Genomic DNA, 13159 nt, shown 5'->3' on the forward strand with positions numbered 1-13159 from the left:
CGGGTCGGGGTCACTTCCTCGCCGGAGCGATGTTGCCGACGGTGATGCCCTTGGGGTTGAGGTGCGAGATGTGGCCACTCTCGGTGCCGGCCGAGGGGTCGATCACGCAGTCGATGAGCGCCGGTCGACCGGAGGCGAGGGCATCGGTGAGGGCGGCGGCGACCTCGGCGGGCGTGGTGGCCCGGTAGCCCTTGCCGCCGAACGCCTCGATGAGCAGGTCGTGCCGGGCCGCCGACATGAGGGTGGTGGGCGCGGGGGCGTCGTCGTACGGGTTGGTGTCGTCGCCGCGGTAGACACCGCCGTTGTTCATGATCACCGTGACGACGGGCAACTTGTAGCGGCAGATGGTCTCGATCTCGATACCGCTGAACCCGAAGGCGCTGTCGCCCTCGATCGCGACCACCGGAGCGCCGCTCTCGACGGCGGCGGCGATGGCGTAGCCCATGCCGATGCCCATGACGCCCCAGGTGCCGCTGTCGAGGCGGTGGCGGGGTACGTGCATGTCGATGACGTTGCGGGCGATGTCCAGGGCGTTGGCGCCCTCGTTGACGATGTACGTCTCCGGATGCGCGTGCACGACATCGCGTACGGCCTTCAGCGCGCCCATGAACTGCATGGGGTGCGGGTCGGCCGCCAGGCGCTCGGCCATCTTGGCGACGTTCTGCGCGGAGCGGGCGCCGAGTTCGTCGCGCCAGGCCGAAGGGGCCGAGATCTGCCCGGGCTTGGTGCGTTCGGCGAACGTGTCGAGCACCGACTCGATGTCGCCGACGAGCGGGGCGGAGATGGGCTGGTTGCTGTCCATCTCCTTGGGGTCGATGTCGATCTGGATGAACCTGGCGTCGGGGTTCCAGCCCGTCTGGCCGTGGCCCAGCAGCCAGTTGAGGCGGGCGCCGATGAGCATCACGACGTCGGCCTTCTTCAGCGCGAGCGAGCGGGCGGTGGCGGCCGACTGCGGGTGGTCGTCGGGCAGCAGGCCCTTGGCCATCGACATCGGTACGTAGGGGATGCCGGTGGACTCGATGAACTCCCGTACCTTGGCGTCCGCCTGCGCGTAGGCGGCGCCCTTGCCGAGCACCACCAGCGGGCGTTCGGCGGAGGCCAACAGCTCGATCGCGCGGTCCACGGCCTCCGGCGCCGGCAGTTGGCGCGGCGCGGGGTCGACGAGACGGCTCAGCGTCCTGTCGCCCTCCGCCTTGGGCATGATGGCGCCGAGCACGGCCGCGGGGATGTCGAGGTAGACGCCGCCGGGGCGCCCGGAGACGGCGGTGCGCAGGGCGCGGGCGATGCCGCGGCCGATGTCCTCGATCCGGCTCACCCGGTACGCGGCCTTCACGAAGGGCTGCGCGGCGGCGAGTTGGTCCATCTCCTCGTAGTCGCCCTGCTTGAGGTCGACGAGGTGGCGCTCGCTGGAGCCGGAGATCTGGACCATGGGAAAGCAGTTGGTGGTCGCGTTCGCCAGCGCGACGAGGCCGTTGAGGAAGCCCGGCGCGGAGACGGTCAGGGCCACACCCGGCTTCTTGTTGAGGTAGCCGGCGATGGCCGCCGCGTGTCCGGCGTTGCTCTCGTGACGGAAGCCGATGTAGCGGATGCCCTGGGCCTGGGCGAGGCGGGCCAGGTCGGTGATGGGGATGCCGACCACGCCGTAGATGGTCTCGACGTCGTTCATCTTGAGCGCGTCGACCACCAGGTGGTACCCGTCGGTGAGCTCGGTCGGAACGTCGGCTGCTGCCGCGGTCTCCAGTGGCGAGGGAGCGGTCATGGTCCGAGGTCCTCCTTGGGCAGGTCCTGCCGGAGCGGCTACTGCTCTCACCATCCGCAGCGTGTTCGTCCGCGTCCAAGACCCATCGGCGACCAGCCGATAAGCAGCATCTATCGACGGCCGGTGAGGGGCCTCGCATCTGTCTTGATAGACGCCCGCTATCGGCCGTTCGCCAGTAGGTATTGGACGCGCACCGCAGGTCACCGCAGGCTCGCAGAGGACTGATGCATCGGGACCTGGCGTGAGGGGGTGGGGTCATGGCCGTTCCGGCCGCGGCATCCGTGCGCGACGCGAACGGGTACCGGCCCCCGGCGGTCACGGGCCTCGTCGACCTCCTCGACATCCAAGTGCGTGAACGCCCCTACGCCCGGGCCCTGGTCGTCACCGGCGAGCGGGTGCAGCTGTCCTACCGGGGCCTGTCGGCCCTGGCGGACGGGGTGGCGGCCCGGCTCGGCGGTACGGGATTGTCGCGCGGCGACGCGATCGGCCTCGTCTCGGCCAACACCGCGGAGTTCGTCGTCGCGCTCCTCGGGGCGGCACGGGCCGGTCTGGTGGTGGCCCCGCTGGACCCGTCGCTGCCGGCGACCCAACTCAGCGCCCGTCTTAAGGCGTTGGGCGCCCGTGCGGTCCTGCTGGGCCGGACCCCGGTCGGCTCCCCCTCCCCCGCGTCGGACGGCTCCGCGCCGCCTGTTCCGGTGTGGCCGCTGCGCGTGGACGTCTCCCGCGCCGGGGCGGCGGCCGTCACCTTCGCCCCCGGAGCAGGTGCCGCGCCCCGGGACGGTGGTGCGGCGGCCGAGCTGTCGGCGCGGGACGCGCTCGTCCTGTTCACCGCCGGCACCAGCGAACGCGCGAAGATGGTCCCGCTCACCCACGCCAACGTGGCCGCGTCCGTCCAGTCGCTGTGCATCACCTACGAGTTGGGGCCGGGCGACGCCACGGTCGCGGTGATGCCCTTCTTCCACGGGCACGGGCTCTTCGCGGCGCTGCTGGCCTCCCTGGCCGGCGGGGGCTGCGTACTGCTGCCGGAGCGGGGGCGCTTCGCGGCGGGCTCGTTCTGGGACGACATGCGTGCCGTGGGCGCCACCTGGTTCACCGCGGCCCCCGCCATCCACGAGATCCTGCTGGACCGTTCGGAGCGCGAGTACCCGGGCGCGCAGGTGCCGCCGCTGAGGTTCGTGCGCAGCGGCAGCGCCCCGCTCAACCCGGCGACACAGCGGGCGCTGGAGCGCACGTTCGGGGTGCCGCTGCTGTCCGCGTACGGGATGACCGAGTCCTCGCACCAGGCGGCCAGCGAACCGCTGCCCGGTCGGGGGGAGTTGAAGCACGGCTCGGTCGGGCGGCCGACGGGGGTCGAGGTCCGGGTCGTGGGCCGGGGCGGCCGGGCCTGTCCGGTGGGCGTGGAGGGCGAGTTGTGGGTGCGCGGTCCGACCGTCGCGCGCGGCTATCTCGGGGACCGGGGGCTGACGGCGCACACGTTCGTGGACGGCTGGCTGCGCACCGGGGACCTGGGCACCCTGGACGAGGATGGGTATCTGTCCCTGACCGGACGGATCAACAACCTCATCAACCGCGGCGGCGAGAAGATCTCGCCCGAGCACGTCGAGGACGTCCTCGCCGGCTGCCCGGGGATCGCCGAGGCGGCCGTGTTCGCCCTGCCGGACGCGGTGTACGGGCAGCGGGTGGGCGCCGCCGTGGTGGTGCGGGAGGGCGAGAGCGTCGGGGCCGGCGAGATCCTGCGGTACTGCCGGGACCGGCTGGCCGCGTTCGAGGTGCCGGACCGGCTCGACATGGTCGGTTCGTTGCCGTACACGGCCAAGGGGGCACTGGACCGCAAGGCCGTACAGGCACGGTTCGCGGCCGGGTCGTGAGGCTCGTCGGGCGGGCGTCGCCTGGGGGGCGTGCGGCACGGGTCGCCCCCGGGTGCTGAGGTCGTCCGGGTGGAGGTCGCCTGGAGGTCGTCCCGGTGGCTGCCACCTGAGGGCCGTACAGGCGCCGTTCACCCCCGGGCCGTGAGGCCGTTCGGGCGCGTGTCGGTGCGGGGTCAGCGCACGGCGTGGCCGGGCGGGAGGGGGCGGGCGAAGAAGTCGTCGAGGGAGAGGCCGGTGGCGGCGTTGACGAAGGCGCGGGCGGCGACCGAGCCGGGGGTCGCCGCGTGGATCGCCACCGAGACCTGGGCGCCGGCCTCCGGGTCGACCAGTGGCAGCGCGCGCGTCCGGCCGATGACCGGCATCGCGCGCAGCCAGGTGTGCGGGACGATGCTGGCCCATCCGCCGCCGCCCACGTGCGCGTAGAGGGCGGCGATCGAGTCCGTCTCCACCTGCGGGGTGACCACGAACCCCTTCTCCGCGAACACGGTGTCGACGACCTGCCGGATCCGCATGTCGGGTGTGAGCAGCGCGAGCGGCAGCTGGGCCGCGTCCGCCCAGGTCACGGTGGTGGACTGGGCCGCCAGGTGGTCGTCCGACACCAGCAGCATGTAGCGCTCCTGGTAGAGGGGTACGACCTGGAGGCCGTCCTGGTCGCCGGGGTCGAAGTGGGCGATGGCCACGTCGAGTTCGTAGTCGCGCAGTTGACGGTGGAGTTCCTTGGTCGAGAGCCGGGAGCGCACCTGCACCTGGGCCAGCGGATGGGCGGCGCAGAACGCGGCCACGGGCAGCGCCAGGGTGGTCGAGGCGGTGGGGTCGGTGCCGAGCCGCAGCGTCCCGGTGATGCCGGACTGCACGGCGGCCACCTCGGCCTTGAAGGCGTCCTGTTCGGCGAGGATCCGTTTGGCCCAGACGACGAGCCGCTCGCCCTCCGGGGTGAGGCCCTGGTAGTTGTGGCCGCGGTTGATGAGCGTGACGTTCAACTCCCGCTCCAGCTTGGCGATCGCCGCCGAGAGCGCGGGCTGGGAGACGTAGCAGGATTCCGCCGCCCGGGCGAAGTGGCGTTCCCTCGCCACCGCCACGAAGTACTCGAGCTGCCGGAACAGCATGAACGTCTCCTCTCTGCCCGAGGCCGCCGTGACCGCACCCCCGCACAGCTCCATACTGTATGCAGTATTTGGATATGTACAGGGGAGGTGTTCGTACTGCTCGGCGCTCACGGTCGGACGCTCGGATCGCCCGGGGTCCGAGGCCTCACCTAGCCGGGACCGCTCGCCGGGGACATGAATGCGCCTGCGACCGCCGCTCGTCCCGGCAGCGGTCGCAGGCGCGGTCTGTCAGCGCGGGAGCCGCACGGCCGCCGCCACCAGCGGATCGAGGCCCTCGGCGCCGGCATCGACGAACTCCTGGAGCCGGGCGCGCATCCGCGGGTCCCAGAACCGGGCGAGGTGCCCCGCGATCTCCTCGGCGGCCCGCTCCGCGGGAAGGTGGGAGAGGTTGCGGGCGATGTCGTTCGCCATCCTCAGCTCGGACGGCACGGTCGCGGTCATCTCAGTCCACCACCGTCACGAGGTCGTTCTCGGCGACGTCGCCCATGCCGCCCCGGTCGCCTCGCGCGAGACCGACCTGGACGGCGGTCACCTTGTACTCGGGGCAGTTGGTGGCCCAGTCGGAGTTCTCCGTGGTGACCACGTTGGCGCCGGTGACGGGGTGGTGGAAGGTGGTGTACACGACCCCGGTCGGCATCCGGTCGGAGATCTCCGCGCGCAGAGACGTCTCCCCCACGCGGCTGGCCAGGGTGACCATGTCGCCGTCCTTGATGCCGCGGACCTCCGCGTCATGCGGATGCAGTTCCAGGATGTCCTCCGGGTGCCAGGCGACATTGCCGGTACGACGGGTCTGGGCGCCGACGTTGTACTGGCTGAGGATCCGTCCGGTGGTGAGGACCAGCGGGAAGCGACGGGTGCTGCGCTCGTTCGTGGGGACGTAGGAGGTGACCACGAACTTGCCCTTGCCGCGCACGAATTCGTCGACGTGCATGATGGGCGTCCCCTCGGGGGCCTGCTCGTTGCAGGGCCACTGGACGCTGCCGAGCTTGTCCAGGAGGTCGAAGGAGACCCCTGTGAACGTCGGTGTCACCGAGGCGATCTCGTCCATGATCCGGGCCGGGTGGTCGTACGCCATCGGGTAACCCATCGCGGTGGCGATCTCGCTGACGATCTGCCACTCGTGCTTGCCCGTCTTGGGCGGCATCACCGCGCGGACCCGGTTGATGCGCCGTTCGGCGTTGGTGAACGTGCCGTCCTTCTCCAGGAAGGACGCCCCCGGCAGGAAGACATGGGCGAACTTGGCCGTCTCGTTGAGGAACAGGTCCTGTACGACGACCAGTTCCATCGCCTTCAGCGCGGCGGTGACGTGCTGGAGGTTGGGGTCGGACTGGGCGATGTCCTCGCCGTGCACGAACAGACCACGGAAGGTGCCGTCGATGGCGGCGTCGAACATGTTGGGGATGCGAAGTCCCGGCTCGGCGAGGAGGGTTCCGCCCCAGAGGTTCTCGAAGACAGTACGGACCGCGTCGTCGGAGACGTGTCGGTAGCCCGGCAGCTCGTGGGGGAAGGAGCCCATGTCGCAGGAGCCCTGGACGTTGTTCTGGCCGCGCAGCGGGTTCACGCCGACGCCGTCGCGGCCGATGTTGCCGCACGCCATCGCCAGGTTGGCCATGCCCATCACCATGGTGGAGCCCTGGCTGTGCTCGGTGACACCGAGGCCGTAGTAGATGGCTCCGTTGCGCGCGTCCGCGTACAGCCGTGCGGCGGCGCGCAGTTCGGCGGCGGGGACGCCGGTGATCTCCTCGACCGCCTCCGGGCTGTTCTCCGGCCGGGCGACGAACTGCGCCCACTCGTCGAAGCCTTCACAGCGCTGGTCCACGAAGCTCCGGTCCACGAGGTCCTCGGTGACGACGACGTGCGCCATGGCGTTGACCACGGCGACGTTGGTGCTGGGCCGCAGCTGGAGGTGGTGGCGGGCCTCGATGTGCGGGGAGCGCACGAGGTCGATGCGGCGCGGGTCGACGACGATGAGCTCGGCGCCCTCACGCAGTCGGCGCTTCATCCGGGAGGCGAACACCGGGTGCCCGTCGGTGGGGTTGGCGCCGATCACCATGATGACGTCGGCCTCGGCGACGGAGCGGAAGTCCTGGGTGCCCGCCGACTCGCCGAAGGTCTGCTTGAGGCCGTACCCCGTCGGGGAGTGGCAGACGCGGGCGCAGGTGTCGACGTTGTTGTTGCCGAAGGCCGCGCGGACCATCTTCTGGACGACGTACACCTCTTCGTTGGTGCAGCGCGAGGAGGTGATCGCGCCGACCGAGCCCTTGCCGTACCGGTCCTGCAACTCACGCATCCGCCGGGCGACGGTGCCGATCGCCTCGTCCCACTCGACCTCCCGCCAGGGGTCGGTGATCCTGTCGCGGACCATGGGCCTGAGCCGGCGGTCGGGGTGGGTGGCGTAACCGAAGGCGAACCGGCCCTTCACACAGGAGTGGCCCTCGTTGGCGCCACCGTCCTTGTACGGGACCATGCGCACGAGTTCGTCGCCGCGCAGTTCGGCCTTGAAGGAGCAGCCGACCCCGCAGTACGCGCACGTGGTGACAACGGACCTGGTGGGCATGCCCAGTTCGACGACGGAGCGCTCCTGGAGCGTGGAGGTGGGGCAGGCCTGGACGCAGGCGCCGCAGGAGACGCACTCGGAGTCCATGAAGGTCTCCCCCGCACCGGGCGAGACCTTGGAGTCGAAGCCGCGCCCCTCGATGGTGAGGGCGAAGGTGCCCTGGACCTCGCCGCAGGCGCGCACGCAGCGGGAGCAGGCGATGCACTTGGCCGGGTCGAAGTCGAAGTAGGGGTTGGAGGTGTCCTTCTCGGCGTCGAGGTGGTTCTCGCCCTCGTAGCCGTAGCGGACCTGCCTGAGGCCCACCACCCCGGCCATGTCCTGGAGTTCGCAGTCACCGTTGGCGGGGCAGGTCAGGCAGTCCAGCGGGTGGTCGGAGATGTAGAGCTCCATGACGCCCTGGCGGAGTTTCTCCACCTTGGGTGTCTGCGTGCTCACCTTCATCCCGTCGGTGCACGGGGTGGTGCAGGAGGCGGGGGTGCCGCGCCGGCCGTCGATCTCCACCACGCACAACCGGCAGGAGCCGAAGGCCTCCAGGCTGTCGGTGGCACACAACTTGGGTATGTCGACGCCCGCCTGGGCCGCCGCGCGCAGCACCGAGGTGCCCTCGGGGACGGTCACCGGCAGCCCGTCGACCTCCACCGACACCGTGGCCGGGCCGGGCCTCTCGGGGGTTCCGAAGTCGGGTTCCTTCAGGAGTGTCATGCCGTGCCCTCCGTCGTCGGGCCAGTCGCCTGTACGGGTTGGATGTCCAGGAGCCGGCGACCGCCGAGGAAGTCGTCGGGGAAGTGGGCGAGAGCGCTGCGCACCGGCATCGGGGTGAGCCCGCCCATCGCGCACAGGGAGCCGTCGGTCATCAGGTCGCACAGGTCCTCGAGCAGGGCGAGGTTCTCCTCCCGGTGCGTACCGGCGACGATTTTGTCGATCACCTCGACGCCGCGCACCGAACCCACCCTGCACGGGGTGCACTTGCCGCAGGACTCCGCCGCGCAGAACTCCATCGCGAAGCGGGCCTGCGCCGCCATGTCGACGGTGTCGTCGAAGACCACGATCCCGCCGTGCCCGAGCATCGCCCCGGCCTCTGCGAACGCCTCGTAGTCCATCGGGAGGTCGAACCGCGACTCCGGCAGGTACGCCCCCAGCGGGCCGCCGACCTGCGCGGTGCGCACCGGACGCCCGGTGCGGGTGCCGCCGCCGTACTCCTCGATCAGCTCCCGCAGCGTGATACCGAAGGCGGTCTCGACGATGCCGCCGCGGGCGATGTTGCCGCCGAGCTGGAAGACCTGGGTGCCGCGGGAGCGGCCCACGCCGAGGTCCTGGTACGCCTTGGCGCCGTTCGCGAGGACGGTCGGCACGGTGGTGAGGGTCAGTACGTTGTTGACCACGGTCGGTCTGCCGAACAGCCCCTCGATCGCCGGGATCGGCGGCTTCGCGCGGACCATGCCGCGCTTGCCCTCCAGGCTCTCCAGCATGGAGGTCTCCTCGCCGCAGATGTACGCGCCCGCGCCGACCCGCACATGCAGGTCGAAGTCGAGCGCGGAGCCGAGGATGTTTTGGCCCAACCAGCCTTGCTCACGAGCGAGTTCGATGGCCTCGCGCATGGTGGCGATCGCGGCCGGGTACTCGGAGCGGATGTAGACGTACCCCTCGCTCGCGCCGACGGCGTGGGCCGCGATGGTCATGCCCTCGATGAGCAGGAACGGGTCGCCCTCCATGACCATCCGGTCCGCGAAGGTCCCGCTGTCGCCCTCGTCGGCGTTGCAGCAGACGAACTTCAGCTCGTCGGCGCGGTCCAGCACGGTCTTCCACTTGATGCCGGCCGGGAACCCCGCGCCGCCGCGGCCACGCAACCCGGACTCGGTGACCTCCGCGACCACGTCCGCGGGGTCGAGAGCGAGGGCCGCGCGCAGTCCGGCGAGGCCGCCGTGCTCGACGTAGTCCCGCGGGGACAGGGGGTCGGTGATGCCGACCCGTTCGAAGGTGACGCGGTTCTGGCGGGCCAGCCACGGCAGGTCGTCCACGAGCCCGAGACGCAGCGGGTGCGCGGCGCCGTCGAGGAGACCGGCGGCCAGGAGCCCGTCGACGTCCTCGGGGGCCACCGGCCCGTAGCCGACGCGGCCCTGCGGGGTGACCACTTCGACCAAAGGCTCCAGCCAGAGCATGCCGCGCGATCCGTTGCGCACGACGTCGATGGTGAAGTCCCCTCGCGTGGCGGCCCGTTGGAGGGCACCGGCCACCTCGTCGGCACCGACGGAACGGGCCGCGGAGTCGCGGGGTACGTAGACCGTCGCCGCGGGGGGTGAAGAGGGGCCGAGCGGAGCGGAGTTGTCCATGATCAGACCGTCCCGTCGAGGATCGAGCCCAGTCGGGCGGGGCTCACACGTCCGTACAGGCGTCCGTTGGCTTCCACCGCCGGCCCCAGGGCGCAGTTGCCCAGGCAGAAGACCTGCTCGACGGTGATCGCCCCGTCGGCGGACGTCTCCCCCAGGGTCAGCCCGGCCTCGCGTGTGTAGCTCACCAGGCGGTCGGCGCCCAGCGCCTGGCAGGCCTCGGCGCGGCAGATGCGCACCGTGGTACGGCCCGCGGGCTCGCGGCGGAAGTCGTGGTAGAAGGTCACCACACCATGGACGTCCGCCCGGGAGAGGTTGAGCTCGTCGGCGAGCACCGGTACGGCCTCCTGGGGCACATGGCCCAACTCGGCCTGCACAGCGTGGAGTACGGGCAGCAGCGCGCCGCGCTGACCCCGGTGATCGGCCACCACCCTCCGGACCACGTTCTCGACCGTCACATCGCTCCCGCTGGTCGTCATGATCGCTTCGCCTTCCGTCACACGGGTCCCCGGCGAGGGTTGCAGGAGACTGAGACAATACCCCATACAGGCTTCTGTATACAGACGACCGTCGCAGGAAGCGTGCACCGCTCCGTACGGCAGCGGCGACTGCGGAGTCCCAGACTCCGAGGGGTCCTTGACCCGCGAGGAGCGCTGTCGCCCGGCTCACGGTCGACTGGCGACGCCATGTTGCATACCAAAACCTGTATGCTCGGCCGCCGTCGGTAACCCTCTCGGCGGCTACCACTTGGCACAGCCGTCGACCCGGCGGCAGAACGGGACAACCATGCGCGAGGCACTCACGGCCGCGGCGTCCCGGCGCGTCGCCCGTCCGGCACCACTGCGCCAGGCCGTGTACGACGCCCTGACCGAGCTCATCGTCAACGGCTCCCTCAAGCCCGGCCAGCACCTGGTCGAGGCCGAGCTGGCCGAGCACCTCGGGGTCAGCCGTCAACCGGTCCGGGAGGCGCTCCAGCGGCTCCAGACCGCGGGCTGGGTCGACCTGCGCCCCGCCCAGGGAGCCTTCGTGCACTCCCCCACCGAGGAGGAGGCGGCCCAACTCCTCGGCGTCCGTTCGGTGCTGGAGACCTACTCGGCCCAGCTCGCCGCACGGAACGCACGGCCCGAGGACGTCGAGCGCCTCTGGGAGTTGCAGCAGGACGGCGTCGACGCGCTCGCCGAGGGCGACGTCGATCGTCTCGTCGCGGCCAACACCGCTCTGCACTCCTTCGTCACCTCCCTGGCCGCCAACGACGTCCTGGCCGAACTGCTCGCGCAGGTGGGCCAGAAGGTGCGCTGGTACTACACGCCCATCGCCAAACCCCGCGGCAAGGAGGCCTGGAACGAGCACACCCAGCTCATCAAGGCCATCGCCAAGGGTGACGCGGACCGCGCGGGCGAGGTCATGCGCAAGCACACCGAGCGCACGACCGACTTCTACCGCAGGCAGACCGGGCCCGACTCGAGCCGGGGCTGAACCGGTCGACCACCTCCGGGCGGGAGTTCAGGACGGGGCGAGGGAGCCGGCCGGCAGCGGAGGTACGGCGGCATCGGGGTCGGCGGGTCCGCGAGGCGCGCCGGCGTCGGTGAGCCTGAGCCCCTCCGCGCTTGCGGCGGCCCGCAGTTCCAGCAGCCAGGGCAGGACCGTGCGCAGCACGATGTCGAGTCCGCCGCCGTCCTCGCCGAGCATCGCGTCGGCGGGGACCAGCGCCGGATCGGCGAGCACCGTGGACGCCGCACCGCCGGACGGCCCCCCGGCATCCGGCCGGGCCGGGACGAACAGGTCCGGGGCGTGCGCCGGTACCCCCCACAGGGTCAGCCCGCCCGGGACACCCAGCGGCCGGGAGGACCAGACGTAACTGTCCGCCTCCCCCGCCCCGATCACCCCGTGCTTGCGCCCGCGCAACGCGACCACCCCACCGGAGCGGACCACCGTGCAGTGCGACACGAGGAGTTGACCCTCCTCGCCCTGGCCGCCGGTATCGTCCTCGGCAAGGGCGAGGCTGCTGAGATGGCGTCCGGCGGCGATCTCGGCACGCACCCAACGGCTGCCGTACGCCTCGATGACGGCGACCGCCGTGTAGTGCGCCTGGAGGACGGCGGCCGTGGCCGGGCAGATCCGCGCGGTCCGTGCCACCACCTCGGCGGCTTCCGGCAGCCCGAGGCCGGCGCCGCCGAACTCGGTGGAGACCGTGAGCCCCAGCAGTCCGGTGGCCCCGAGGGCCGTCACGGCACCCCGGGGGAACCGGCCCTCGGCGGCGGTCAGTTCGGCGCAGGGCGCGACGGCGTGGGTCAGGACTTCTGCGAGAGCGGTGCGGTACGACACGGAGAGAAGACCCCCTCGGGAGCGGTGTCCGGCCCGCTGTCAGGCGGCGACATTGATTGCATACAGTATTCTGCATGCCGACAGTCCAACACCAGAGGGCGGACGACGGCAATTCCCGGGACCTCCGCATCGCGGTCCGGCCGGGCATCTCGGCATCAGCCCGCCGGCCCGTACGCGAGGCGCCTCAGCGACTCCACGCCGCCGGCTGGGGGGACCTGCGCCGCCCCAGGGCGCCTTCGATGCACTCCCCCACCGCCGAGGAGAGCGCCCAACTCCCCAGGGTCCGGGCCATCCTGGAGACCCACTCCGCGCGCGGCGCCCGACCAGCACGCCACCCCCGCGGACGCGGCACGGCTGCAGGCCACGCGGCGGCTGCAGGCCCCGTGGCACGGAGGCCGTCAGCGACTCGGCCATGAGCGACTGCGCACGGCCGGACTCAGGGCCGTGGGTCCATCTCCCGCAGCAGCCCCGTGGTCACGTCGAACACGAAGCCTCGCACGTCGTCGGTGTGCGGCAGGAACGGGTTGGTGCGCACCCGCTGCATGGACTGCCGTACGTCCTGGTCGACATCCCGGAAGGACTCCACGGCCCAGGCCGGGCGCTGGCCGACCTCCATCTCCAGGTCGGTGCGGAAGTCCTCGGTCAGCGTCTCCAGGCCGCAGCCGGTGTGGTGGATGAGGACGACACTGCGGGTGCCCAAAGCGCGCTGGCTGATCGTCAGGGAGCGGATGGTGTCGTCGGTGACCACACCGCCGGCATTGCGGATGGTGTGGCAGTCGCCGAGTTGCAGACCGAGCGCGGCATGCAGATCGATGCGGGCGTCCATGCAGGCCACGACGGCCACACCGAGGACCGGTCGGGCGTCCATGCCCGGGTCCACGAACCCGGCGGCGTAGCTGCGGTTGGCGTCCACGAGCCGGTCGATGACGGTGTCACGGGCGGGCGTGACGGTGCGGGGTGCGTGCGTCGACATGCTGGGCTACCTCTCTGGTTCGGGTGTTCACGGACACCGTCCCGGGCAGCCCTCGCGGCGCCTCTTGGACGGGGTGGAAGCGGCGACTCGGGCCGTCGATGGCTCAGATCACACCCTGTGCCTTGAGGAGCGCCACCTCCGCTTCATCGAGGCCGAGTTCGCCGATGAGGATGTCTTCGGTGTGCTGGCCCAGGAGGGGGGCGGGAGTGATGTGGGTGGGGGAGTCGGAGAGTTTGAGGGGGTT

Annotated in this window: 10 protein-coding genes; 2 read left to right on the forward strand and 8 right to left on the reverse strand. The window is 71.3% G+C overall.

The features are described from left to right. Positions 1–10: 10 nt before the first annotated feature. Positions 11–1759, reverse strand: a complete 1749-nt coding sequence (gene oxc, locus ACZ56U_RS20590) for an oxalyl-CoA decarboxylase (protein ID WP_469085426.1) — start codon at positions 1757–1759, stop codon at positions 11–13. A 257-nt stretch (positions 1760–2016) separates the two neighbouring features. On the opposite strand from oxc, the gene ACZ56U_RS20595 reads away from it, so the two are divergent. After that, positions 2017–3627 (forward strand): FadD7 family fatty acid--CoA ligase, encoded by a 1611-nt coding sequence (locus ACZ56U_RS20595; protein ID WP_469085427.1) that lies wholly within the window; start codon positions 2017–2019, stop codon positions 3625–3627. A gap of 173 nt (positions 3628–3800) precedes the next feature. Here ACZ56U_RS20595 and ACZ56U_RS20600 read toward each other — a convergent pair whose 3' ends face one another. The 5 genes from ACZ56U_RS20600 to ACZ56U_RS20620 all read right to left on the reverse strand — a co-directional run bounded on the left by ACZ56U_RS20600 (position 3801) and on the right by ACZ56U_RS20620 (position 10096). Continuing rightward, positions 3801–4733: a LysR family transcriptional regulator gene (locus tag ACZ56U_RS20600; protein WP_469085428.1), complete on the reverse strand. Its 933-nt coding sequence runs from the start codon at positions 4731–4733 to the stop codon at positions 3801–3803. Between the two features lie 228 nt (positions 4734–4961). Then, positions 4962–5174 carry a formate dehydrogenase subunit delta gene (locus ACZ56U_RS20605; RefSeq protein ID WP_469085429.1) on the reverse strand — a complete coding sequence of 71 codons (213 nt, stop codon included), beginning with the start codon at positions 5172–5174 and terminating at the stop codon, positions 4962–4964. 1 nt (position 5175) lies between these two features. Further along, positions 5176–7992 carry a formate dehydrogenase subunit alpha gene (gene fdhF, locus ACZ56U_RS20610; RefSeq protein ID WP_469085430.1) on the reverse strand — a complete coding sequence of 939 codons (2817 nt, stop codon included), beginning with the start codon at positions 7990–7992 and terminating at the stop codon, positions 5176–5178. Beyond that, positions 7989–9620 (reverse strand): formate dehydrogenase beta subunit, encoded by a 1632-nt coding sequence (locus ACZ56U_RS20615; protein WP_469085431.1) that lies wholly within the window; start codon positions 9618–9620, stop codon positions 7989–7991. Before ACZ56U_RS20615 ends, fdhF begins: the two co-directional genes overlap by 4 nt. Positions 9621–9622: 2 nt before the next feature. Continuing rightward, a complete protein-coding gene (locus ACZ56U_RS20620) occupies positions 9623–10096 on the reverse strand; it encodes a formate dehydrogenase subunit gamma (protein WP_469085432.1) in 474 nt (157 codons plus the stop codon). Positions 10097–10403: 307 nt separating this feature from the next. Between ACZ56U_RS20620 and ACZ56U_RS20625 the strand changes: the two genes are divergently transcribed. Continuing rightward, complete coding sequence (locus tag ACZ56U_RS20625; protein WP_469085433.1) at positions 10404–11093, forward strand: GntR family transcriptional regulator; 690 nt, start codon at positions 10404–10406, stop codon at positions 11091–11093. A 27-nt stretch (positions 11094–11120) separates the two neighbouring features. Here ACZ56U_RS20625 and ACZ56U_RS20630 read toward each other — a convergent pair whose 3' ends face one another. Both ACZ56U_RS20630 and ACZ56U_RS20635 read right to left on the reverse strand, forming a co-directional pair. Continuing rightward, positions 11121–11942 (reverse strand): acyl-CoA dehydrogenase family protein, encoded by an 822-nt coding sequence (locus ACZ56U_RS20630; RefSeq protein WP_469085434.1) that lies wholly within the window; start codon positions 11940–11942, stop codon positions 11121–11123. A 436-nt stretch (positions 11943–12378) separates the two neighbouring features. Beyond that, complete coding sequence (locus ACZ56U_RS20635; RefSeq protein WP_469085435.1) at positions 12379–12915, reverse strand: beta-class carbonic anhydrase; 537 nt, start codon at positions 12913–12915, stop codon at positions 12379–12381. Between the last annotated feature and the right edge of the window lie 244 nt (positions 12916–13159).

It is taken from the genome of Streptomyces sp. NPDC034103, from assembly GCF_055575395.1.

Excerpts from the sequence above, each read along its gene's own strand:
- ACZ56U_RS20615 (WP_469085431.1), bottom strand. The coding sequence starts at position 9,620 with ATGGACAACTCCGCTCCGCTCGGCCCCTCTTCACCCCCCGCGGCGACG.
- ACZ56U_RS20600 (WP_469085428.1), bottom strand. The coding sequence starts at position 4,733 with ATGCTGTTCCGGCAGCTCGAGTACTTCGTGGCGGTGGCGAGGGAACGC.
- ACZ56U_RS20595 (WP_469085427.1), top strand. The coding sequence starts at position 2,017 with ATGGCCGTTCCGGCCGCGGCATCCGTGCGCGACGCGAACGGGTACCGG.
- fdhF (WP_469085430.1), bottom strand. The coding sequence starts at position 7,992 with ATGACACTCCTGAAGGAACCCGACTTCGGAACCCCCGAGAGGCCCGGC.
- oxc (WP_469085426.1), bottom strand. The coding sequence starts at position 1,759 with ATGACCGCTCCCTCGCCACTGGAGACCGCGGCAGCAGCCGACGTTCCG.
- ACZ56U_RS20605 (WP_469085429.1), bottom strand. The coding sequence starts at position 5,174 with ATGACCGCGACCGTGCCGTCCGAGCTGAGGATGGCGAACGACATCGCC.
- ACZ56U_RS20635 (WP_469085435.1), bottom strand. The coding sequence starts at position 12,915 with ATGTCGACGCACGCACCCCGCACCGTCACGCCCGCCCGTGACACCGTC.
- ACZ56U_RS20620 (WP_469085432.1), bottom strand. The coding sequence starts at position 10,096 with ATGACGACCAGCGGGAGCGATGTGACGGTCGAGAACGTGGTCCGGAGG.
- ACZ56U_RS20625 (WP_469085433.1), top strand. The coding sequence starts at position 10,404 with ATGCGCGAGGCACTCACGGCCGCGGCGTCCCGGCGCGTCGCCCGTCCG.